The following is a 20648-nucleotide window of genomic DNA, read 5'->3' as shown; positions in this document are numbered from 1 at the left end:
TGCCGTCAGCCGAGATGGGTCGACCAGTCCTGCTCCGCAGCGGGCTTCCCGTGCAGATCGGGGACGCGCTTCAGCCAGGAGGGTCGGCCCTTCTCGGTGGCGGCGGCGCGCCGGGCGTCGGCGGCCGCCAGCTCGTCGCGGGAGGGGAAGCAGGTGGGCAGCCACGCCGCGGAGGCGCGGGCGCGGGCCAGGAGGTGGTCCACATAAGCCGCGCGCACCGCGTCCGGGGAGTCGAAGCCGGGCTCGTCGGCGAGCCAGGCGTCGGGGACGAGGGCGACGATCTCGCGGAGGGCGTCCTCGGTGACCAGGGGCGCCAGTTCGGCGTCGGCGGCCGCCATGTCCGGGCCGTACGCGCCCAGGGCGTGGTGCTGGAAGTCGTACGCCTTGTCGGGGGCGGAGGCGCCCCAGCGGTGGTGGAAAACGAGGGCGGCGCCGTGGTCGATGAGCCACAGCTTCGGCTCGTGCACGCCGAACGTGGGCCAGATCATCAGGTTCGAACTGTGCACCGTGCGGTCGACGTTCGCGGTGAGGGCGTCGAGCCAGATGACCTTCCCTGCCTCCAGCGGGTCGACGTCGATCGCCTCCGGTGTGAAGTCCGCGGCGCCCGGCAGCAGGTCCATGCCGAGGTTGAGGCCCGCGCTGGCGTGCAGCAGGTCCTGGACCTCCTGGTGCGGTTCGTCGGCGGCGACCGCCGGGTCGAAGTGGACCAGCACGAGCTCGGGGAAGCGCAGGCCGAGGCGGCGCGCGAGTTCACCGACGATGATCTCGGCGACCAGCGCCTTGCGCCCCTGGGCCGACCCGGTGAACTTCACGACGTAGGTCCCGAGGTCGTCGGCCTCGACGACGCCGGGCACGGAGCCGCCGGTCCGCAGCGGGTTCACATAGCGAACAGCAGTCACTTCACGCAGCACACCGGCCACTGTATGCCGAGGTCAGCGCCCCGCACGAGCGGGTTTCCGCGGCGGGCTCGCACATGCCGTCGTGAGGGTCATCAGTGTCCCCGCTCTCCGGAGTCCGGGGCCCCGACGGCTCTATAGGCTGCTCGCGTGGCGTCCATGAAAGATCCAGCACCCGAGAGCAGCGCGGCGACCGACCTGGTGTCGTTCACGGTGCAGTTGCGCCGCATGAACGGCGAGATCAACCGGCTGGTCCACGCGTTCGCCGCCGGTCACGAGCTGCACGCCACCGACGTCCAGGCCCTGGCGCCATCCTCGACGCCCAGGAGCCGATGACTCCGGGACGGCTCAGGGCGCATCTGGGCCTGACGTCCGGTGCCGTCACCGCTTGCCTCGACCGGCTGGAGCGGGCCGGGCCCATCCGGCGCTCCCGGGAGAGCCAGGACCGCCGCGTCGTCCACCTGCACTACGAGGACAGTGCCCGCGCCGCCGCACGGGCCTTCTGCCAGCCCCTCGCGGTGGCCACGGAGAGCGCCCGCACCCGCTTCAGCGCTGAGGAACTCACCGTCGTACTGAGCTTCCTCACGGCACTGAACGAGGAGCTTTCCGACCTGCCCCAGCCTGCCCCGTAGGGGTCATGTTCCTGCTCCGTAGGAGTCACACCTCGGGACCCCCCTGGCCTGCGCGGCCTGACCGCCACCGGTGGCGTCATCACGTCGGCCGGTCTCGTCCTGGCCGCCACGTTCGCCGCCCTGGGCGTGATCCCGCTGGCCTTCCTGGTTCAGATCGCGTTCATCGTCGCGTTCGTTCCAGCAAGGCCTTCGCCAGGACGCCGTCGCCGCTGAGCTCGACCCGACCGTCCCGCACGCCCTCGCCGAGGGTGAGCTCGCCCCGGGCGACGGCCGCGCACGTCGCGGCGTCCAGGGCGATGCGGGCGTCGGGCTCCTCGGGGGCCGCGCCCTCGCCGTACCCCTCCGCGCCCTGGCCGGTCCGCACGTGGAAGCACCCCTCGTCGAGCCGCACTTCGAGCACCCCCGCGGCGCCGAGACCCGCCAGGGACCGCAGCAGCGGCAGCGCGAACCAGTGCGCCCGCACCGCGTCGGTCGGCCTGCGCTCCGCGAGGGCGGGGGCGCCCCAGGCGGCGAGGGCCTTGAGGACCGGCAGCAACTCCCTTCCGCGGTCGGTCAGTTCGTACACGTACGCCGCCGCGGGCGGGGGCAGCTTGCGGCGGGTGCTCAGGCCCTGCTGCTCCATGTCCTTCAGGCGCGAGGCCAGGACGTCCGTGCTGACGCCGGGCAGGTCGGCGTGCAGGTCCGTGTAGCGCCGCGGGCCCGCGAGCAGTTCCCGGATGATCAGCAGGGTCCAGCGGTCGCCCACGGCGTCGAGGCCTCGGGCTGCGGCGCAGTACTGGTCGTAGCTTCGGCGGGGCCGGGCGTTCGGCCGGGGCTGCTGAGGTGGCATGCGACATAGTCTATGCAAGTTGTTGGACTTTCCAAGCGGAGACTTGGTAAAACCAAGTAACACACGTCACGGGAGGCACAGCGCATGGAGTTCCGGCAGTCGAGCAAGCTCAGCGAGGTCTGTTACGAGATCCGGGGCCCCGTCATCGAGCACGCCGACGCACTGGAGGAGGCGGGCCACAGCGTCCTGCGCCTCAACACCGGCAACCCCGCACTCTTCGGCTTCGAGGCGCCCGAGGAGATCGTCCAGGACATGATCCGGATGCTCCCGAACGCGCACGGCTACACGGACTCGCGCGGCGTACTCTCCGCCCGCCGCGCCGTCGCCCAGCGCTACCAGTCGCTCGGCCTGGACGACGTCTCCGTAGACGACGTCTTTCTCGGCAACGGCGTCTCCGAGCTGGTCACCATGGCCGTGCAGGCCCTCCTGGAGGACGGCGACGAAGTCCTCATCCCGGCCCCCGACTTCCCCCTGTGGACCGCCGTCACGACCCTCTCCGGAGGCAAGGCCGTCCACTATGTGTGCGACGAGTCCGCGGACTGGTACCCCGACCTCGACGACATGGCCTCGAAGATCACCGACCGCACCAAGGCCGTCGTGATCATCAACCCCAACAACCCCACGGGCGCGGTCTATCCGAAGGAGGTCCTGGAGGGCATCCTCGACCTGGCGCGCAGGCACGGCCTGATGGTCTTCGCCGACGAGATCTACGACCAGATCCTGTACGACGACGCGGTGCACCACAGCGTCGCCTCCCTCGCGCCGGACCTCGTCGTCCTCACCTTCTGCGGTCTGTCCAAGACGTATCGGGTGGCAGGGTTCCGGTCGGGCTGGCTGGTCGTCACCGGGCCGCAGCAGCACGCGAAGAGCTACCTGGAGGGGCTGACGATGCTCGCCTCCATGCGGCTGTGCCCCAACGCCCCCGCGCAGTACGCCATCCAGGCCGCGCTCGGCGGCCGCCAGTCCATCCGCGAACTCACCGCGCCCGGCGGCCGGTTGCGTGAGCAGCGCGACAAGGCCTGGGAGAAGCTGAACGAGATCCCGGGCGTCTCCTGTGTGAAGCCGAAGGGCGCCCTGTACGCCTTCCCGCGTCTTGACCCGAAGGTCCACCCGATCCACGACGACGAGAAGTTCGTGCTCGACCTCCTCCTCCAGGAGAAGATCCAGGTCGTCCAGGGCACGGGCTTCAACTGGCCCCGCCCCGACCACTTCCGCATCCTCACGCTCCCCTACGCCGACGACCTCGACGCGGCCATCAGCCGCATCGGCCGATTCCTGAGCGGATACCATCAGTGATCCCATCGGTGACACCACCGGTGGAGCCGACCACGACGCCGAGAGCCGGGAGCACCGTGCCGCCCTGTACCGCCTGCGGACAGCCCGTCCAGACCCAGTTCGCCTCGCCCGAACTCGTCGCGCCCATCGTGTACGAGGGCTTCGACGCCGCCGCCGACCCGGCCTGGCCCAGCTCGGGCGCGGCCACCCTCGACGACTACGCGCGCTGGTGCAAGCACCTGTGCGGGCTCACCTGCTTCCGGATGGCGCTCGGCCCGTCCGCGCCGTCCCTCTTCACGCTGCGGGACGGCGCGCTCAAGCGCGGTGCGTACACCGAGGAGGGCGGGGTGATCAAGGGCATGATCTACGCCCCGTTCGCCGAGTACGCCCGCGACGAGTTCGGCGTCGACGCCGAGGTCCACCGGCACCTCTCCGTCGAGGAGATCTGCGCGCTCCTCGACGAGGGGAAGAAGGTCATCGCCTCGGTGCACTTCGAGATCCGCCGCCCGCACCGCCCCTCGCCGGGCCGCGGCGGCCATCTGGTCCTGCTCACCCGGCGCACGGCCGAGGGGCTGCTGCACTTCCACAACCCGTCGGGCATCGACGCCCGCAGCCGCGCCGCCGAACTGTCCACCGAAGAGTTCGAGCCGTTCTTCGCCGGACGCGGGGTGTCGCTGCGCTGACAGGTGGTCACCGGGGCTGCCAGGATGGCGCCATGATGCGTGGAGGCAAGGTCGCCGTCGTCGGCGGCAGCATCGCCGGGTGCGCCGCGGCCCTGGCCGCGCACCGCGGCGGCGCGGACGAGATCACCGTGTACGAACGGGCCGCGGGGGACCTGGCGGACCGCGGCGTGGGACTCGCCGTGCACGACTCCCGCTACGCCGAACTGGAGTCGGCCGGGTACCTGGACGCGGGCATGCCGTGGGTGCAGCTCGTGCGGCGGCGGTGGTACGTGCGTGACGACGCGGCCGCGTCCCCGGTGGGCCGGGAGATCGCCGTGATGCCGTTCCCCTTCCGCACGTACAACTGGGGTCCTCTGTGGCGCGAGTTGCGCGGCCGCATTCCGCGGGGCGTTGACTTCCGCGCCGGATCACCGGTGCGGCACGTGCTCCCCGGGCCCGACGGCGTCGAGGTGACCACCGACACGGACAGCACCCGCCACGACCTCGTGATCGGCGCCGACGGCTACCGCTCCGCCGTCCGCGCCGCCCGCTTCGGCGACGTACGCCCCGCCTACGCGGGCTACCTCGCCTGGCGCGGCGCCTTCCCCGAGGCCCGGCTGCACGATCCGGAGCCGTGGGCCGACGACGACTGCGTATACGCCGTCTTCCCGGGCGGCCACGTGATCATCTACCGCATCCCGGACGGCGCGGGCGGCCACCGCGTCAACTGGGTCCTGTACACCGCGCCGCCCCCGGACCTCGACCTCGGACTCGGCCTCGACCTCCGGCTCACCGGTCCCACGAGCCTGCCGCCCGGCGGCCTCACCGACGCGCTCGCCGCCCACCTCGGCCATGTGGCCGACGACCTGCTGCCGCCCTACTGGGGCGCACTGTTGCGCGAGACGGCGCCCGACGAGCTCTTCCTCCAGCCCATGTACGACTTCACCGCGCCGCGCTGCACGGCGGACCGCGTCCTGCTGGTCGGCGACGCGGCGGCGGTGGCGCGGCCGCACACCGGCGCGGGCGCGGTCAAGGCGCTGCAGGACGCGACGGTCCTGGAGTCCGCCCTCGCCACGGCGGACACCTGGGCGGACGCCCTGGACACGTACGACACCGACCGCACGGTCTCCGGCCGCGCGATGGTGGACCTCGGGCGGCGGCTCGGCGGGGCGCTGGTTCAGGCGACGCCGGACTGGCGGGCGATGGACCAGTCGGCGATGGAGACGTGGTGGAAGCAGGCCGACGGGAGCGGGGCGTTCGGGGGGCGTGTGCTGAAGCGCTGACGCGGCGTTCGAGGGGCGTGCTGAAGCGCTGACGCCGACTCGCGCGCCCCGCTCCTACCCCCGTGGACCTGCGTGCGTGATGCGTGGTCAGGCCGTCGCGCCGGGTGCCGTTCTGACGCCGTTTTGGGGATGCACACCCGAGATCAATAGTATCCGGCGATGATCACAAGACAACGGCCGGCGGCCTGGGCCATCGCCCTGCTCGCCGCCCTGACCGCCGGGCTCGTCACGGCAGGCCCCGCCGCCGCCGATGACAGCGACGAACCGGCACAGCCCTCCCCCAAGGTCGAGCTCGTCCTCGACGTCAGCGGGTCCATGCGGGCCCGCGACATCGACGGCAAGTCCCGCATGGCCGCCGCCAAGCAGGCCTTCAACGAGGTCCTGGACGCGACCCCGGACGAGGTCGCGCTCGGCATCCGCACCCTCGGCGCCAACTACCGCGGCGACGACCGCAAGACGGGCTGCAAGGACACCGAGCTGCTCTACCCCGTGGAGCAGCTCGACAAGGCGGGCCGCACCGACGCGAAGACCGCCGTGGCGACGCTCGCGCCCACCGGCTGGACCCCGATCGGCCCGACGCTCCTCAAGGCCGCCGACGACCTGACGAAGGACGACGACGCCGAGCGCAGCCGACGCATCGTGCTGATCTCCGACGGCGAGGACACCTGCCAGCCGCTCGACCCCTGCGTGGTCGCCCGCGACATCTCCGCCAAGGGCATCCACCTCACCATCGACACGCTCGGCCTGGTCCCCGACGCCAAGACCCGCGACCAGCTGAGCTGCATCGCCGAGGCCACCGGCGGAACGTACACGTCGATCCGGCACACCGATGAACTCTCCGGCCGCGTCAAGCAGTTGGTGGACCGCGCGGCCGACCCCGTGGTCACCCCGGTCGAGGCGAAGGGCGCCGCCCAGTGCACCGACGCACCCGAGCTGAAGTCCGGTCTCTACACCGACCGCGAGAAGTTCGGCGAGCACCGCTGGTACCGCGTGGACGTCCCGGCGGGCAAGGAGCTGCGGGCCTCCGTGAGCGTGGCCGCCGACCGGGCCGTCAACAAGGACTACGGCGTGCTGCTGCGCGCCGAGACGCCGGGCGGCCGTGAGATCGTGCGCGGCCAGGAGTCCGGCGACGGGCGCACCGACGTGATCTCGACGGGGCTGCGGTATCCGACGCCCGAGGCGGACGACGACGAGGAGGAAGGCACGGCTGAGAGCGTCTGCCTGCGCGTCAGCAACTCCTTCTCGGCGGCCGCTTCGGTCAAGACGTCCCCCGGTCTCCCCGTCGAGCTCGCCGTCGACCTGGTGGACACCTCCGACGAGGCCTCTGACGTCGCCTTCTTCGGGCTCGGCCACGGCTGGTGGCTGCTCGGCCTCCTCGTCCTTGTCGGCTTCCTCGCCGGTCTGGTCTGGGGCTGGGTATCGCGCTGGCGCTTCGCGGTCTGGAGGACCAACTGATGCGTACGACACGTGTGGTGCGGCGCTTCGCCGTGACGACCGGCGCGGCCCTGCTGGCGCTGACCGGAGCCGCCGGAGCGGCGACGGCCGACGACGAAAAGCCCGAGGCGGTGACGGAGGCGGGCACGTCCTTCCGTACCGCCACCGCGCTCCGCATCGACCAGGAGGCCACCGCGGAGGCGTCCACGGGTGACTACCTGTACTGGGCGTTCCCCGTGGACACCGGTCAGCGCGCCACCGTGCACGCGACGGTGAAGCTGCCCGACGCCGCGACCCGGCACGCCGCGTCCACCTGGCAGGTCGACGTGTACGACGGGCTGCGGCGCCGTCAGGCCTGCCGACTCGGCACGCCCACGAAGACGGCCGCGCAGGACGCCGCGTCGGTGTCGCTGTCCTGCTCGCTGCGTACCGTCAGGTCCTGGTCGGAGCAGTGGGCGAACGATCCGCTGCCGGGCACGTACTACCTGCGGCTCACCGTCACCGACCTCAAGGCGGACGACCTGGGGCAGCCGGTGCGGGCCGAGGCGAAGGTCACCTCGACCGACGCGGGCGGCGCACAGGCGGTCGACGGGGCGCTCGCGGAGCCGCTGGTGCCGGGCGCGGGCTCGGACAAGCAGACCGCCGCCGCCGTGGAGCCGGAGGACGGCTGGTCGGGCGGCTGGTGGTCGTCGCGCTGGCTCTGGACGGCGGCGGGCGGCGTCCTCGCGGCGCTCGCGGGCGTCGGCGGATACGCGCTGACGCGCGGTTCGGGGCGGCCCGCGCGGGTGCCGCAGGGGATGTAGCGCAGGCGCGTGACGCCCCGCCTGCCGGGTCCCGCCGGGCGCGGGACCCGGGGGGCGTGGCAGGCTCGGTGGTGGCGGTGCCGGACGGCCCGCCACCACCGGGAGAACAGGAACGGCGCGATCATGGGTGATCTGCTCCTCGTCCGGCACGGCGAGACGGAGTGGTCCCTCTCGGGGCAGCACACCAGCTGGACGGACATCCCCCTGACGGACAACGGCAGGGAGCAGGCGCGCTCGCTGGCCCCGCTCATCAGCAGGTTCCGGATCGGGGCGGCGTTCACCAGCCCGCGGCAGCGCTCGCTGGAGACCGCGGAGCTGGCCGGTTTCGGGGACGCCAGGGTGGACCCGGACCTGAGCGAGTGGGAGTACGGCGCGTACGAAGGGGTCACGACCGTCGAGATCCACCGCACCCGGCCCGACTGGTACCTCTTCACGGACGGTGTCGCGCTCGGCCCGCCGGAGCATCCCGGCGAGAGCCCGGAGCAGGTGGGCCAGCGCGCCGACCGCATGCTGGCGAAGGTGGACGCGGCGCTCGCCGACAACGAGGGCAGCGTCGTCCTCTTCGCCCACAGCCACTTCCTGCGCGTCCTCGCGGCCCGTCGGCTCGGCCTGCCCGCGTCGGGCGGCTCGATGTTCCTGCTCGCCACCGGCACCGTGAGCCGGTTGAGCACGGAGCACCGGCGGCACGTGGTGGCGAGCTGGAACCTGCGTCCGCAGCTGGTGAAGTGACGTTTCCCACCGTGTGATCCGCCCGGCCGCAAGCCGACCGTGATCCGCGCGGACGGCATTCGACAGACGCGATGACGATCATCAAGACTGCGGCCATGCGATACGGCGTTAACCTCCTCAACTTCGGCCCCGGCACGACCCCCGACTCCCTCCTCCGGCAGGCGACCGACGCGCGCGACCTCGGATTCGAGTTCGCGATGATCTCCGATCACATCGCGGTGACCCCGGACGTGCACGAGGTCTATCCGGCGCCGTTCTACGACCAGTTCGTGCTCGCCGCGTACCTCGCGGGCCGGGTGCCGGGGCTGCGGCTCGGGACGACCATCACCGTCGTCCCGTACCGGCACCCGTTGCAGACGGCCCGCATGGCCGCCAACATCGACAAGTTGAACGACGCCGGGTTCGTCCTGGGCGCCGGGGTGGGCTGGTCGGCCGCCGAGTACGAGGTGCTCGGCGTGCCCTTCCGCGAGCGCGGCGCGATCACCGACGAGTACCTCACCGCGATCCGCGCCGCGTGGCGCGAGGACCCGACGTCGTTCCACGGGAAGTACGTCGCGTACGACGGTGTGCGCACCGCGCCCGCCCCCTCGACCGAACCCTGCCTGCCCGTCTGGGTCGGCGGCAACTCCCCCGCGGCGCAGCGCCGCGCGGCTCGCCTCGGCGAGGGCTGGCACCCGTTCATGCCGAGCCGGGAACTGCTCGGCGATGCGCTGCCCCGCATCGCGGCGGAGGCCGAGGCCGCGGGCCGTCCCGCGCCGGACCTGGTGCCGCGCCTGCAGATCCGCATCGGAGAGCAGCAGGACGCTCCGGGGCGTCCGCTGGGCCACGGCAGCGTCGACCAGATCCGTGGCGACCTGGAGACCCTGGCCGGTCTCGGCGCCACGGACGTCCTCCTGGACACCTACCCCGGCAGCCCCGCAGAGCAGGCGGGCGCCGACGAGGACCGGCGGGTCCTCGAACTCCTGATGTCAGTGGCACAGGGCACCATCGGTACCAGTTGACGAACCCCGTCGACTGATCGACGGGACCGGTTCGGGGAAGGGGTGCGCGCGGTGAAGCCTCCGACAGCCGCTCAGCGACGGATCATCGAGGCCGCGGACCCGCAGACCGGACGCCTGTCCGGCAGTGAGGCCCAGCTGGCGGGCCTGGTGCGGGCGCGCCTCGCCTTCCGCCATCCCCGGCCGCCGCACGCGTTCTTCCTGACGCCCGCGGGCCATCGGGCAAGGGACGAGGGCGCCGCCCCCGCCGCCACTCCTGAGCCGCCGCCCCCGGCCCCGGCGCCCTCCTCCGGAGTCTTCGCCGCGCGCACCGGCACGGAGACCGAGCCGCCCGGCTCCGAGGGCCCCGCCAGGGCGCGCGAGGTCCGCGGCGCCTGGGAGGGCCTGGTCGAGCTGCGCCGCATGACGAACGCCGACGGCGCCCGGGACCGCCCGTGCGCCTGGGAGCGTACGCATCTGGTGCAGGCGGCGGCACTGGCCCTGGAGGCGGCCGGGTGCAGACCTGCGGGCCCCGGCCGCGAGGGGTACCGGGTCGCCGGGACACCGCAGCCGGAGGCCGTCGCCGTGCGGGAACCGACGCCGGAGGGGATCCGGGGGTGTGCCGCCGCCCTGGAGCGGGCGGGCTGGCAGGTCAGCGAGCACGCGGAGCCGCGCGGGGGCGGCCGCTATGTGCTGGCGTCGCCGCGGAGGGTGTGAGCCTCGGGGCACGTGTCATCGGAATGCCGTACGCAATGGCCGAGTTGAACGCTTCGAGCACGCACCGATGAAGACCGGTCCAGCGAAGGGAACACCGTGACAGAGCCCTACTCCGTGAGCGTCGGCGTCCGTGGGTACGAGACGGACACTCAGGGCCACCTCAACCAGGCCGTGTACCTCCAGTACGCCGAGCACGCCCGGTGGTCGCTGCTGCGTGCGGCGGGCATCGCGCAGACCGACCTCCTGGACAAGGGCGTCGGCCCGGTGGTCCTGGAGACCACCATCGGCTACCGCAGCGAACTCCTCGCGGGCGACGAGGTATCGGTGAGTTGCACGTTCGTGTGGGGCGAGCGCAAGACGTTCGGCGTCGAGCAGACGATCACCAAGGCGGACGGCACGGTCGCCGCGACCGTCTCCTCCGTCGGCGGGCTGCTCGACCTCAAGGAGCGGCGGCTGGTGGCGGATCCGCGCGAATACTTCAGGGCGCTGGCGGCGGACCCGTCGACACTGGGCCTGTAGCCAGCATCCATGTACATGACATCGTTACCCAACCATCCCGATACGTTCACACGCTCGTACGCACATCCGTGCCACTCTCCCGGTGGTTGATTAGTCAACTCGCGTAGACCGCACGCTCATTGGTTCGGGCGCACGGCGCGCGAGGCCACCGGGAAAGGACACACCCCACATGCCCGTCCCGCGCGTACGCCGCTGGAAACCCCTGGCCCTGACCGCCGCCGCGGTGTTCGTCGGCATCACCGTGCCGGCCACCGCCACGGCCACCCCCTCCCCCACACCCGCCCCGGCCCCCGCGGCCGTCGGCGCCTACGACGACACGTACTACAAGGACGCGCTCGGCAAGACAGGGCCCGAGCTCAAGTCCGCGCTGCACACGATCATCAGCGAACAGACCAAACTCTCGTACGACCAGGTCTGGGACGCCCTCAAGACCACCGACGAGGACCCGGCCAACAGCTCGAACGTCATCCTGCTCTACTCCGGCACCTCGCGGAGCAAGAGCAGCAGCGGCGGCGACCAGGGCGACTGGAACCGTGAGCACGTCTGGGCCAAGTCCCACGGCGACTTCGGCACGGCGACCGGCCCCGGCACCGACGTCCACCACCTGCGCCCCGAGGACGTCACGGTCAACAGCATCCGTGGCAACAAGGACTTCGACAACGGCGGCAGCGCCGTCGAAGGAGCCCCCGGCAACCTCACCGACGGCGACTCCTTCGAGCCCCGCGACGCGGTCAAGGGCGATGTGGCCCGCATGATCCTCTACATGGCGGTCCGCTACGACGGCGAGAGCGGCTTCCCCGACCTGGAGCCCAACGACAAGGTGGACAACGGCAGCGCGCCCGCCATCGGCCGTCTCTCGGTCCTGAAGAAGTGGAGCGACGAGGACCCGCCGGACGCGTTCGAGAAGAACCGGAACCAGGTCATATTCGACAAGTTCCAGCACAACCGGAACCCGTTCATCGACCACCCGGAGTGGGTGGAAGAGGTCTACTGACCTCGGCCTGGCGGCTCAGCCGCCGCTGCCGCCGCCACTGCCACCGCCCTCGAACTCCTTGGGCGGTGGCCCCCCACCGGTGTCGGCGAAGAACTGCCAGAGCGTGACGAGGGCGACCGCCTGCGCGACCAGGTAGGCGAGCTGCAGCGAGAAGTACCGCATCTGGTAGATCGACAGCAGCAGCCCGAACCGGCTCTGCCAGAACCGGCGTTCGCCCTGGAAGATGTCGAGGTCCAGGGCGATGCCGGTGAGGGTGAGGACGAAGAGCATCGTCAGCACGACCAGGCCGATGTCACCGTACCCCTGGTCCAGGAAGAAGTACCCCACCGCGCCGACCCCGGCGGGCAGGGCGACGGCCGCGGCCACCGCCAGCGCCTTCACAGGCCCCCGCCGCCCCGGCAGCCGACGCCAGAGCGCGCCCAGCACGAAGCCCCCGCCGACCCAGCACGCCTGCCAGCACACGAAGCCCATCGCCATGTCGGGCAGGCCGAAACCGGAGTACATGCTGGCGCGCCAGTTGTCACCGCGGATCCACCCCGACCAGACCACCACCGCGGTCGCCGGGAGGCCGAAGAGGCAGGCGATCAGGGCGGCCCTACAGCCGTTGCCCCACCAGGTGTCGCGCGGCCCCATCGCGAGCGCCACGTCGACGACCGAGACCCGGGAGGGCAGCCGGTCCGGGGTGCCCGACGCGCTGGTCCACGTGTGGAGTCCGCGTACCTCCTGTTCCAGCAGGCGCCGCTGGAGTATGTCGTCGTCCGACTGGCCCGCCTCCAGCCGTCGCATCATCGCGTGGATCTCGCGGTAGCGGCGGGCGCGGCCCAGGACATCGCGGCGTCGGTGGGCGGTGACGGTGTCGCCGAGTCGCTCGCGGGTCGTCTCCAGGACGTGGTCGAGGACGGTCCGGCTCCTGGCCACGACCGTGACCAGGTACAGCGCCGCCATGTTCAGGAGGAGCCAGACGGGTTCGAGGAGTGCGTTGTTGCCGAAGGAGCCGAGGGCCAGACCGACGATGACGGGGAAGAACAGCAGGAAGAGCCACCGGTCCTCCGGCTCCTCGACCGGCGACTCGGTGGCCCGCGCACCGGCGGCTCGCAGCACGGCCAGGACGACGAGGCCGGTGATCAGCCAGTGGTACCAGAACCACCAGTTCTGGAAGTTCACGGTGAACCAGGTGAGATCTTCCCTGATGTCGTCCAGATGATCCAGGTCGTACGTGGGGTCCCATCGGACGCTCAGCCATGAGATGCGCCGCCAGTCGCGTTCGACCGCCATGGCGTAGCAGGCGCCCATGGCTGCCGTACCGATGACGACCGCCGGTCCGGCGTAACGGAGTCGAAGGTCGCGCGGGCCGTTCGGGGCCCTACGGCTCGGTGGGACGAGACCGCAGTCGCGGGCCGTGCGCCAGACGGCGGCGGCGAATCCGAGGAGGCTCAGCGCCGCCACGCAGCCATGGGCGACGAACAGCGCGTACACGGCTCTGTCCGGTGCACCGACGTGCAGCTCCAATGACGTCGGCAGTCCGAACCGGTGCGGCGCGCACGACACGGCGAGCACGGGCGCGGCCAGGACGGCTCCCGCCCACGCGACAGGCCGCCGCGGCCGCCCGAAGGCGAGCAGGAGCACGGCAACACCGAGAGTGCTGGGCAAGCTGAGGCGCTGCTCGCGGTCGTACCAGTCCTCCTCGCTCGCCAAGGCCCTCGCGAGGCGGTAGAGGACCTCGTCGGCGTTGACGGCGATGACGAGACCGGCCGAGAGCCAGGCCCAGTCGCTCAGCGTCCGCGCCGCCCGCTCCTCGTCTCCGGTGATCCCCGCACGGCGACGCACCTTCCCGGCCGCGCGCAGGAGGATTCCGCACGCCACGAACGTCCACGCCGAGCCGCCCACGGTGCTCACGTTGGCGAACAGCAGCCGGTCGTCCTGCGCCGCGAACGACCGTGGCCACTCCGGTGCGATCCGCACCACGACGGAGGGCGGGCCCTTCTCGCCCTTGGGCCGCCACACCAGTGCGGTGGCGCCCTCCTTGGTGGTCGGCTCCGGCACGGCCGACGCGGCTCCCGGGTCACCGGGGTCCACGAGGATCTTCGTCCAGTCGACGCGGTGGAGACCGGGGGCCGGTTCGAAGAGCAGCCCCCAGCGCGCCACACCTCGTTCCACCCTCCAGGGGCCGAGAGTGAACCACTCGGTGGCATCGTCGATCCAGGAGAAGGTGTCGAAGGTGACTTCGAAGCCGCCCTTCTCCGGCTTCACCCAAGGGCTGCCGTCGGGGCGCCACTCGTTCCACCAGCGCAGCTGGGTCTGGTAAGGGCGGGTCAGGCACCCCATGGCCGTTCCGTACTCGCCGGTGTCCTCGTCCAGCAGAAGCGACTTCGCATGCTCCCAGGACGACGGCACATGGACCCTCAGCCGGGCGGTCACCTTGGTCTGGACGCGTCCGCCGTGCGAGAGCCGGACGGAGGCGCTCGCCTTCGCCTTGTCGAGGCCCGCGGTGTCGCACCCCGAGTCGACCGGGTCCCCGGCGGCCCCCGCCCGGGCAGGCCACAGCAGCGCGCACAGCACCACTACGAGCGTCAGCAACGCCGCACGTGACTTCAACTACCACCCCCAACACCCCAGTTGGCCTAGGAGTCAGTGTCCCCGAGCCCGTCCAGTTCCGCGAGGTCCTCGGCGCTGAGCCGGAGCCCGGCCGCCGCCACGTTCTCCTCCAGGTGGTCCGGCGACGACGTCCCGGGGATCGCGAGCATCGACGGGGACGCGGCGAGCAGCCACGCCAGGGTGACCTGCGCGGGTGTGGCGCCGTGCCGGTCGGCGACGCGGCGGAGTGCCGCGAGGTCGGGTGCTCCGGCGCCGCCGAAGGGGAAGTACGGGACGTACGCGATGTTCCGTGCCGCGCAGTGCTCGATCAGCTCGGCGTGGTCGCGCGACAGCGGGCTGAACCTGTTCTGGACGGCGACGACGGGCGCGATCTCCTGAGCCTCGGCGAGTTGCTCCGGCGTGGCGCCGCTGACGCCGAGGTGGCGGATGAGGCCCTCCTCGCGCAGGGCCGCCAGGGTGGCGAAGCGGTCCTCGCCGGGGCCGTCGCTCCGCAGGAAGCGGAGGTAGACCAGGTCGAGGTGGTCCCGGCCCAGCTCGCGGAGGTTGCGGTGCACGGCCGCGCGCAGCTCCGCCGGGTCCGCGGGGTCCATCCAGCTGCCGTCGGGGAAGCGGCCGGGGCCGACCTTGGTGGCGATCACCAGGTCCTCGGGGTAGGGGTGCAGGGCCCTTCGGATGAGGTCGTTGGCCGCGATGTCCTCGTAGAAGTAGAAGGCCGCCGTGTCGATGTGGTTCACGCCGAGCTCCACCGCGCGGCGCAGCACGGCGATGCCGCGGTCGGGGTCGTGGGCGGGGCCGTCCCAGTGGGCGGAGGGCAGACGCATCGCGCCGAAGCCCATGCGGTGGACGAGGCGGTCGCCGCCGATGCGGTGGTGTCCGGCCGCGGCGGCCGGGGCGGCGTTGCTCGTCTTCGTACTCGTACGCGGGTTGGAGCTGGAGCTGGTGCTGTCCATGGGTGCCATGGCCAGATCCTGCGACGTGCGTCCGGGGAGCGCGATCGCGTGGCCACTTGCTGCCGCCGTTGACCCCTTGCGGGTCGGGCCGCAGACTGTCGCCACCATGCCGAGCACATCCCATACAGATCAGATCGTGTCGCTGCGGGGCGAGCGGGAGCTGGTGCGTCGAGCCGGGGAGCTCATCACCGGCGCCCGCGAGGAGTTCCTGTGCGCGGCGGCGGACCTGGTGACCTTCTCGCCCGGCGTGAACGCCGCGTTCGCCGGGGGCAGGCGCCCACCGCTCGTCCCCGGCGGCCTGACGATGCGCAAGCTGTACACCCCGCGCGCGCTCGCGGACGCCGAGTCGGAGGCACGGCTCGTCCGGATCGCCGAATCCGGGGCGCAGGTCCGCATCACGGCGGCGCCGCTCGCCCACGAGGCGATCGTCATCGACCGGCGCGTGGCGATCCTCGCCGGGGCGCCGGTCCAGGGGGTGCGGACGTTCACCGTGATCCGTACGCCGATCGCGGTCGAGGGCGTCAGGGCGCTGGTGCACGCGGCCTGGGAGACGGCCGCCGACCTCGACGAGTTCCGCCGGACGCGGCCGCCCGCGCTGAGCGAGGAGGTGCGCCGGGTGCTGCGGGCGCTGAGCGCCGGGCACACCGACGAGGTGACGGCGCGCGAGCTCGGCATGTCGCTGCGCACGTACCGCAGGCGCGTCGCCGAGCTCATGACCGCACTTGGCGCGACCTCCCGTTTCCAAGCGGGGCTGCGGGCGCGCGAGTTGGATTTCGGCGTTCGGGACGGGGCGGGCAACTGACCGCGGCGGAGGGCCGTCTAGATTACTGCTTGATCGTTGAACGCTTGACCGTCGAACCGATGGGTACGACGGGGCAGGTACGTTGCCCAGGAGGCTCCCGTGTCAGATCACGACCCCCAGCTCGGCTCAGCCGCTGACATCCGCGCGCGCATCGACACCAGCACGCCGCACTCCGCGCGCTTCTGGAACTACTTCGTGGGCGGCAAGGACAACTACGAGAAGGACAGGGAGCTCGGGGACCACATCAAGGAGATCTTCCCCGGCCTGGTCGACGTGGCCCGCACCAGTCGGCTGTTCCTCGGCCGCGCGGTGCGCCACCTCGCCACGGAGCACGGCGTGCGGCAGTTCCTGGACATCGGCACGGGCCTGCCGACGGCGGACAACACGCACGAGGTCGCCCAGCGCGTCGCCCCGGACTCGCGCATCGTCTACGTCGACAACGACCCGCTGGTCCTCGCCCACGCGCGGGCCCTGCTGACCAGCACGCCCGAGGGCGAGACGGCGTACATCGACGCGAACCTCTACGAGCCCGAGGCGATCCTCGCGGAGGCCTCGAAGACCCTCGACCTGTCCCAGCCGGTCGCCCTCATCATCCTCAACACCCTCGGCCACGTCGCCGACATCGGCCAGGCCCGCGATCTGGTGACCCGCCTCATGGCAGGCCTCCCGTCCGGCAGCCACCTGGTCATCAGCGACTCCACGGCCACCAGCGAGGGCATGATCGCGGCGTCGAACGAGTACAACAAGAGCGGCGCGATCCCCTACTACGTCCGCAGCGTCGACGAGATCGGCGCCTTCTTCGAGGGTCTCGAACTGGTAGAGCCCGGCGTCACCCAGGTCACGCGCTGGCGCCCGGACGCGGAGGACGCGACGGCGGTCGACGCGTACGGAGCGGTGGGCCGCAAGGCGTGAGCTGAGCCGACGCGGTGGAGATCCCCGACCTACCGGCCCGTGAACGCGAGGATCTCGCGGGTCACGGCGTCGGGGTTCTCCTCGGCCAGCCAGTGCCCCGACTTCGGGATCTCGACCGCGCGCGTGACGTTGCGCAGCATCGGCGTCAGGGTCGGCCGGGTGGCGGCGAGTGAACCGGTCGCCGTGAGGAGCAGGGTGGGGGTGTCCGTGGGTGCGGCGGAGGCGTTGTCCCGCTCGTCCTCGTCCAGGCTCCGGTAGAGCTCGAATCCCGCGTGCAGGGTGTCCGGGCGGCCGTAGGTGCGGACGTATTCCTCGGTCTCCGCCTCGGTGAAGGGCGGCCGTGTCCTCGTACCGCCGAATGCCGATCCTCCGTAGGCGACCTGCGTGGAGAACGCCGTGACGTACTCGCGTACGTCCTCCCGGTCGTCCACGAGCTGTTCGGGGATCGCCTGCTGGCTGTTGAAGGCCATGTGCCAGGAGAACGTCCGGTACTTCGCGGCGGGGAGCTTCCGGCCCGGGAGCGGATAGTCCATGTGTACGTAGGAATGGACCCGGCCCGGGAACTGCGAGACGTACTGGGCCCCGACTCCGGCGCCGAGATCGTGTGCCACCAGGTCGAAGTCGTCGAGCCCGATGCGGTCCCGCAGCAGCGCGTGGACGTAGCGGGCCAGCGTCTTCTTGTCGAAGCCGGTCGGGCTTCCCTTGCTGTCGCCGAGGCCGGGGAGGTCGAGCGCGTACACGGTGTGGTGCTTGGCGAGCGTCGGCATGATCTTCCGCCACTCGTACCAGGTCTGAGGCCAGCCGTGCAGCAGGACCAGGGCCGGGCCTTTGCCGCCGGTGACGTAGTGCATGCGTACGCCGCGGACCTTCGCGAATTTGTGCTGGAACGTCGCGTTGAACGTGGTGTCGTCGGGGGCGGGGGTCGCCGCCGCGGCTCCGTCGGCTCCGTCGGCTCCATCCAGCGTGTTCCACCCGGCCGTGCCGCCCACGGCGAGCGAGAGGGCAAGGGCGCCGGATCCGAGGAGCACGCGTCGGCGGTGCGGACGCTTCACGCTGCTTCTGCCGCTTCTGTTTCCGCTTCGAGTGAGTGTCATGGTGCGATCCTCAAGCCGTGCCTTGCGGAACCGCACACTTTTTTGCAGGCTTGCAAAGAGCGCGTTCGTACGGAGCGGGCCCCGTGGAACCGAGTGGAGGCGTCGGCCGGTGACGGAAGACCAGGCGGTGCTGGAGAACGTCGGCCCGCGGCTGCGGGGCTTCCGCAAGGCGCTCGGCCTCACCCTCGCCATCCTGTCGGAGCGCACGGGGCTCACGCCGAGCACGATCTCCCGGCTCGAACGCGGGCACATCCGCCCGACCCTGGAACAGCTCCTCCCCCTCGCCCGCGCCTACGCCGTGCCGCTCGACGAACTCGTGGCCGCACCGACCACCGGTGACCCACGGGTCCACCTGCGCCCCTTCCGCAAGGACGGGCTGACCTTCGTGCCGCTGGGCGTGAAGACGGGCGGGATGCGCGCGTACAAGGTGATCTACCCGCCGATGTCGAAACTCCCGCCGCCGCAGTTCCATGTGCACCCCGGCCGGGAGTGGTTCTACGTCCTCCACGGCACGGTCCAGCTCGTCCTGACCGACACCCGCACGGAGCTGGCGGCGGGCGAAGCGGCGGAGTTCGACACCGCCACCCCGCACTGGATCGGCAACGCCCGGGACGACGTACCGGCGGAGACCATCGCCATCTACGGGCAGCAAGGCGAACGAGTGCACGTCACGGACGTCTGACGAGGACGTCACCGCTCCGGCCCTCCGTTCCCGTTCCCCGTTCCAGTCCCCCGTTCCAGGGTGAAGGTGTCTGCGCTGGTCAGCGGCCGTTCCGGCATTCCTGCGTCCCGTACCACCGGCGTGTTGTGGCGGCCGGGACGGATCGCGGCCCATGCTGTGGATCGTCCGAGCGGCTCGCCGAAACGAGCCCCCTCAGGGACCACTGCCCATTGGCCACTGACCACTCACCGCACCCATGGAGTTCTCGATGCGTTCGCGTCTCGCCGCCCGTTCCACCCGCCTCGTCCTGACCGCCGTGGCCGCCGCGGCCCTCGCCACCACCGCCACCGGCACCGCCCTCGCCGTCGGCGGCCAGAGCAAGGCCCCTGTCGAGCAGGTCTGCGGTACCGCCGACCTGACCTACAAGGTCACCGAGGAGACGCAGGCAGGCGGCTACCTGCTCGTGACCGCCAAGGCCAGGCCCGGCATCACCTGCTACCTGGAGGGCACCATCCCCGCCGCCGCCTTCGGCTCCCACCCCGACCGGCAGGTCGCCCCCGCCGAGCAGGCCGTCACCGACACCATCAAGCTCTCCGGTTCCACCGCCGCCTACGCCGGTATCAACCCCAAGTCGACCAACAACAACTTCGGCGCGGAGTTCGACCGGATGGTCATCGCCGTCGCCGGGGACGAGGAAGGCGCCATCTCCGTCCGGCTGCCCAGCACGACCCTGGTCGACAAGCCGCTGAGCACGAACTGGCACGCCGACCCGGCCGACGCCGTTCCCTTCAGCTGACGCGCCCCGAGCCGTGCGGCCCACCTCCCCCACACCCCCGGGGGGAGGCGGCCGCACGGCTCGGCCTTTCGGCCGACGGGGGCGGTGTCCGCCCCACCACGGCTCCGGTGAGCAGGTGGTTCCCGAGTGGGGTGAGCGTGTGGCGCACGTGATGCCGCTGTCTCGTGCTGGCGATGAGACCGGCGCGGCGCAGCACCGTGGCGTGCTCACTGGCGGAGGACACGGACACGCCCGCGCATCGCGCCAACTCGCCTGTCGTACAAGGGGTTTGGAGCGCTTGCAGGACGGCAGCCCGGGTGTGGCCGAGCAGCGGTGCCAGTCTGGTGCTCGGTGCGGCGGGCGTGTCGGAGCAGAGCGGTCGCGCGGGGTAGACCAGGACGGGCCACAGGGTCTCGTCCAGCAGGGCCACCGGTGTGCGCCGACAGAAGTACGAGGGCACCAGCAGCAGTCCGCGCCCTCTCAGGTACACGTCCCGTTCGACGGGGTAGTCGGCGCACAGGACCGGGGACTGCCAGCCAAGGAGGGGCGCGAAGGACCGCAGCATCTCCTCGGTGCCGAGGCGGCACTGGGTCTCGGTCCGGTGCCGCCGGTCGCCTTCGATGCGGGAGGCGATGTCCCGCCAGCCGGGCTCCAGGACGGAGGCGTGGTAGTCGCGCAGCGCACAGCCCAGGCGGTGCAGGGCGCCCGTTCCCCCCTCGGCGAGTCGCCGGACTCCCGAGGGCAGCGGGTTGTGGCCCGCCAACAGCGCCAATTCACCGCGCAGTTGGCGGCGCGGTGTGGAGAGCACCGCATCGATCCCGGACTCCAGCCCGCCCGAACCCTCGGCGGGCGTGAGGAAATCCGGGAAGTAGCCCCGCGAGGGCATCAGCGGGGACAGCGTTCTCAGCGCACGGCCGCCGCGCGCGCACCTGCGGCGCCGCCAGCCGTCGAGCACCGGTTCCCGGCTTTTCTCGCGGAGTTGCTGCAGGCTCAGGACCGTTTCCCATAAGGGGTCCGGTTCCTCGGCGATCCTGGTGCGGGCCAGATCTCCGGAACTGAAATGAATACGCAGCACGGCATCCCCCGATTGTCCGCTACGGCGTTCATGT

The 20648-nt window shown here is 71.7% G+C and carries 20 protein-coding genes and 2 pseudogenes; 16 read left to right on the top strand and 6 right to left on the bottom strand.

The window, feature by feature from the left end; genetic code table 11:
• Window positions 1-5 precede the first annotated feature (5 nt).
• The gene (locus AC068B_RS12870) at window positions 6-911 is read right to left on the bottom strand and encodes a HipA family kinase (protein WP_478671181.1); all 906 of its coding nucleotides are present in this window, start codon (window positions 909-911) and stop codon (window positions 6-8) included.
• A gap of 144 nt (window positions 912-1055) precedes the next feature.
• Between AC068B_RS12870 and AC068B_RS12865 the strand changes: the two are divergent.
• Window positions 1056-1528: pseudogene (locus tag AC068B_RS12865) on the top strand (MarR family winged helix-turn-helix transcriptional regulator).
• A gap of 48 nt (window positions 1529-1576) precedes the next feature.
• Window positions 1577-1702: pseudogene (locus AC068B_RS12860) on the top strand (MMPL family transporter); the annotation flags it as partial.
• Here AC068B_RS12860 and AC068B_RS12855 read toward each other — a convergent pair.
• Entirely contained in the window at window positions 1689-2357 is a 669-nt protein-coding gene (locus AC068B_RS12855; RefSeq protein ID WP_478671180.1) for a winged helix-turn-helix transcriptional regulator, read from the bottom strand. The pseudogene AC068B_RS12860 and the gene AC068B_RS12855 sit on opposite strands and share 14 nt — an antisense overlap.
• 84 nt (window positions 2358-2441) lie before the next feature.
• Between AC068B_RS12855 and AC068B_RS12850 the strand changes: the two genes are divergently transcribed.
• From AC068B_RS12850 to AC068B_RS12805, 10 genes are all read left to right on the top strand, one after another.
• Window positions 2442-3653, top strand: coding sequence for a pyridoxal phosphate-dependent aminotransferase (locus AC068B_RS12850; protein WP_478671178.1), 1212 nt, complete (start codon window positions 2442-2444; stop codon window positions 3651-3653).
• Window positions 3654-3709: 56 nt separating this feature from the next.
• Window positions 3710-4315, top strand: coding sequence for a peptidase (locus AC068B_RS12845; protein WP_478671176.1), 606 nt, complete (start codon window positions 3710-3712; stop codon window positions 4313-4315).
• Between the two features lie 35 nt (window positions 4316-4350).
• A complete protein-coding gene (locus AC068B_RS12840) occupies window positions 4351-5577 on the top strand; it encodes an FAD-dependent monooxygenase (protein WP_478671305.1) in 1227 nt (408 codons plus the stop codon).
• A 159-nt stretch (window positions 5578-5736) separates the two neighbouring features.
• Window positions 5737-7032: a VWA domain-containing protein gene (locus AC068B_RS12835; protein WP_478671175.1), complete on the top strand. Its 1296-nt coding sequence runs from the start codon at window positions 5737-5739 to the stop codon at window positions 7030-7032.
• Window positions 7032-7814, top strand: a complete 783-nt coding sequence (locus AC068B_RS12830) for a hypothetical protein (protein ID WP_478671173.1) — start codon at window positions 7032-7034, stop codon at window positions 7812-7814. The genes AC068B_RS12835 and AC068B_RS12830 overlap by 1 nt, the downstream gene beginning before the upstream one ends.
• A gap of 123 nt (window positions 7815-7937) precedes the next feature.
• Window positions 7938-8543 carry a histidine phosphatase family protein gene (locus tag AC068B_RS12825; RefSeq protein WP_356248848.1) on the top strand — a complete coding sequence of 202 codons (606 nt, stop codon included), beginning with the start codon at window positions 7938-7940 and terminating at the stop codon, window positions 8541-8543.
• Window positions 8544-8638: 95 nt separating this feature from the next.
• Entirely contained in the window at window positions 8639-9544 is a 906-nt protein-coding gene (locus AC068B_RS12820) for a TIGR03619 family F420-dependent LLM class oxidoreductase (RefSeq protein WP_478671171.1), read from the top strand.
• Between the two features lie 51 nt (window positions 9545-9595).
• A complete protein-coding gene (locus AC068B_RS12815) occupies window positions 9596-10237 on the top strand; it encodes a hypothetical protein (RefSeq protein ID WP_478671170.1) in 642 nt (213 codons plus the stop codon).
• 96 nt (window positions 10238-10333) lie between these two features.
• Window positions 10334-10756: an acyl-CoA thioesterase gene (locus tag AC068B_RS12810; protein WP_478671167.1), complete on the top strand. Its 423-nt coding sequence runs from the start codon at window positions 10334-10336 to the stop codon at window positions 10754-10756.
• A 169-nt stretch (window positions 10757-10925) separates the two neighbouring features.
• Window positions 10926-11750: an endonuclease I family protein gene (locus tag AC068B_RS12805; protein WP_478671166.1), complete on the top strand. Its 825-nt coding sequence runs from the start codon at window positions 10926-10928 to the stop codon at window positions 11748-11750.
• 15 nt (window positions 11751-11765) lie between these two features.
• On the opposite strand, the gene AC068B_RS12800 is transcribed toward AC068B_RS12805, so the two are convergent.
• Both AC068B_RS12800 and AC068B_RS12795 read right to left on the bottom strand, forming a co-directional pair.
• Window positions 11766-14345, bottom strand: a complete 2580-nt coding sequence (locus AC068B_RS12800) for a DUF6185 family protein (protein WP_478671164.1) — start codon at window positions 14343-14345, stop codon at window positions 11766-11768.
• Window positions 14346-14371: 26 nt separating this feature from the next.
• Window positions 14372-15304: an aldo/keto reductase gene (locus tag AC068B_RS12795; RefSeq protein WP_478671163.1), complete on the bottom strand. Its 933-nt coding sequence runs from the start codon at window positions 15302-15304 to the stop codon at window positions 14372-14374.
• Window positions 15305-15401: 97 nt separating this feature from the next.
• Between AC068B_RS12795 and AC068B_RS12790 the strand changes: the two genes are divergently transcribed.
• Complete coding sequence (locus tag AC068B_RS12790; RefSeq protein ID WP_478671160.1) at window positions 15402-16097, top strand: DNA-binding response regulator; 696 nt, start codon at window positions 15402-15404, stop codon at window positions 16095-16097.
• Between the two features lie 99 nt (window positions 16098-16196).
• The gene (locus tag AC068B_RS12785; RefSeq protein WP_478671159.1) at window positions 16197-17009 is read left to right on the top strand and encodes an SAM-dependent methyltransferase; all 813 of its coding nucleotides are present in this window, start codon (window positions 16197-16199) and stop codon (window positions 17007-17009) included.
• 29 nt (window positions 17010-17038) lie between these two features.
• Here AC068B_RS12785 and AC068B_RS12780 read toward each other — a convergent pair whose 3' ends face one another.
• The gene (locus tag AC068B_RS12780; protein WP_478671158.1) at window positions 17039-18061 is read right to left on the bottom strand and encodes an alpha/beta fold hydrolase; all 1023 of its coding nucleotides are present in this window, start codon (window positions 18059-18061) and stop codon (window positions 17039-17041) included.
• A gap of 151 nt (window positions 18062-18212) precedes the next feature.
• On the opposite strand from AC068B_RS12780, the gene AC068B_RS12775 reads away from it, so the two are divergent.
• Together AC068B_RS12775 and AC068B_RS12770 are read left to right on the top strand one after the other, a co-directional pair.
• A complete protein-coding gene (locus tag AC068B_RS12775; protein ID WP_468558034.1) occupies window positions 18213-18785 on the top strand; it encodes a helix-turn-helix domain-containing protein in 573 nt (190 codons plus the stop codon).
• A gap of 247 nt (window positions 18786-19032) precedes the next feature.
• Window positions 19033-19560 (top strand): DUF4232 domain-containing protein, encoded by a 528-nt coding sequence (locus AC068B_RS12770; protein WP_478671155.1) that lies wholly within the window; start codon window positions 19033-19035, stop codon window positions 19558-19560.
• On the opposite strand, the gene AC068B_RS12765 is transcribed toward AC068B_RS12770, so the two are convergent.
• Window positions 19553-20614, bottom strand: coding sequence for an ArsR/SmtB family transcription factor (locus AC068B_RS12765; RefSeq protein ID WP_478671154.1), 1062 nt, complete (start codon window positions 20612-20614; stop codon window positions 19553-19555). The two genes, AC068B_RS12770 and AC068B_RS12765, sit on opposite strands and share 8 nt — an antisense overlap.
• Window positions 20615-20648: the final 34 nt, after the last annotated feature.

This window comes from Streptomyces sp. NPDC042371, from assembly GCF_056437465.1.
This window is presented reverse-complemented; position numbering and strand designations above follow the sequence as displayed.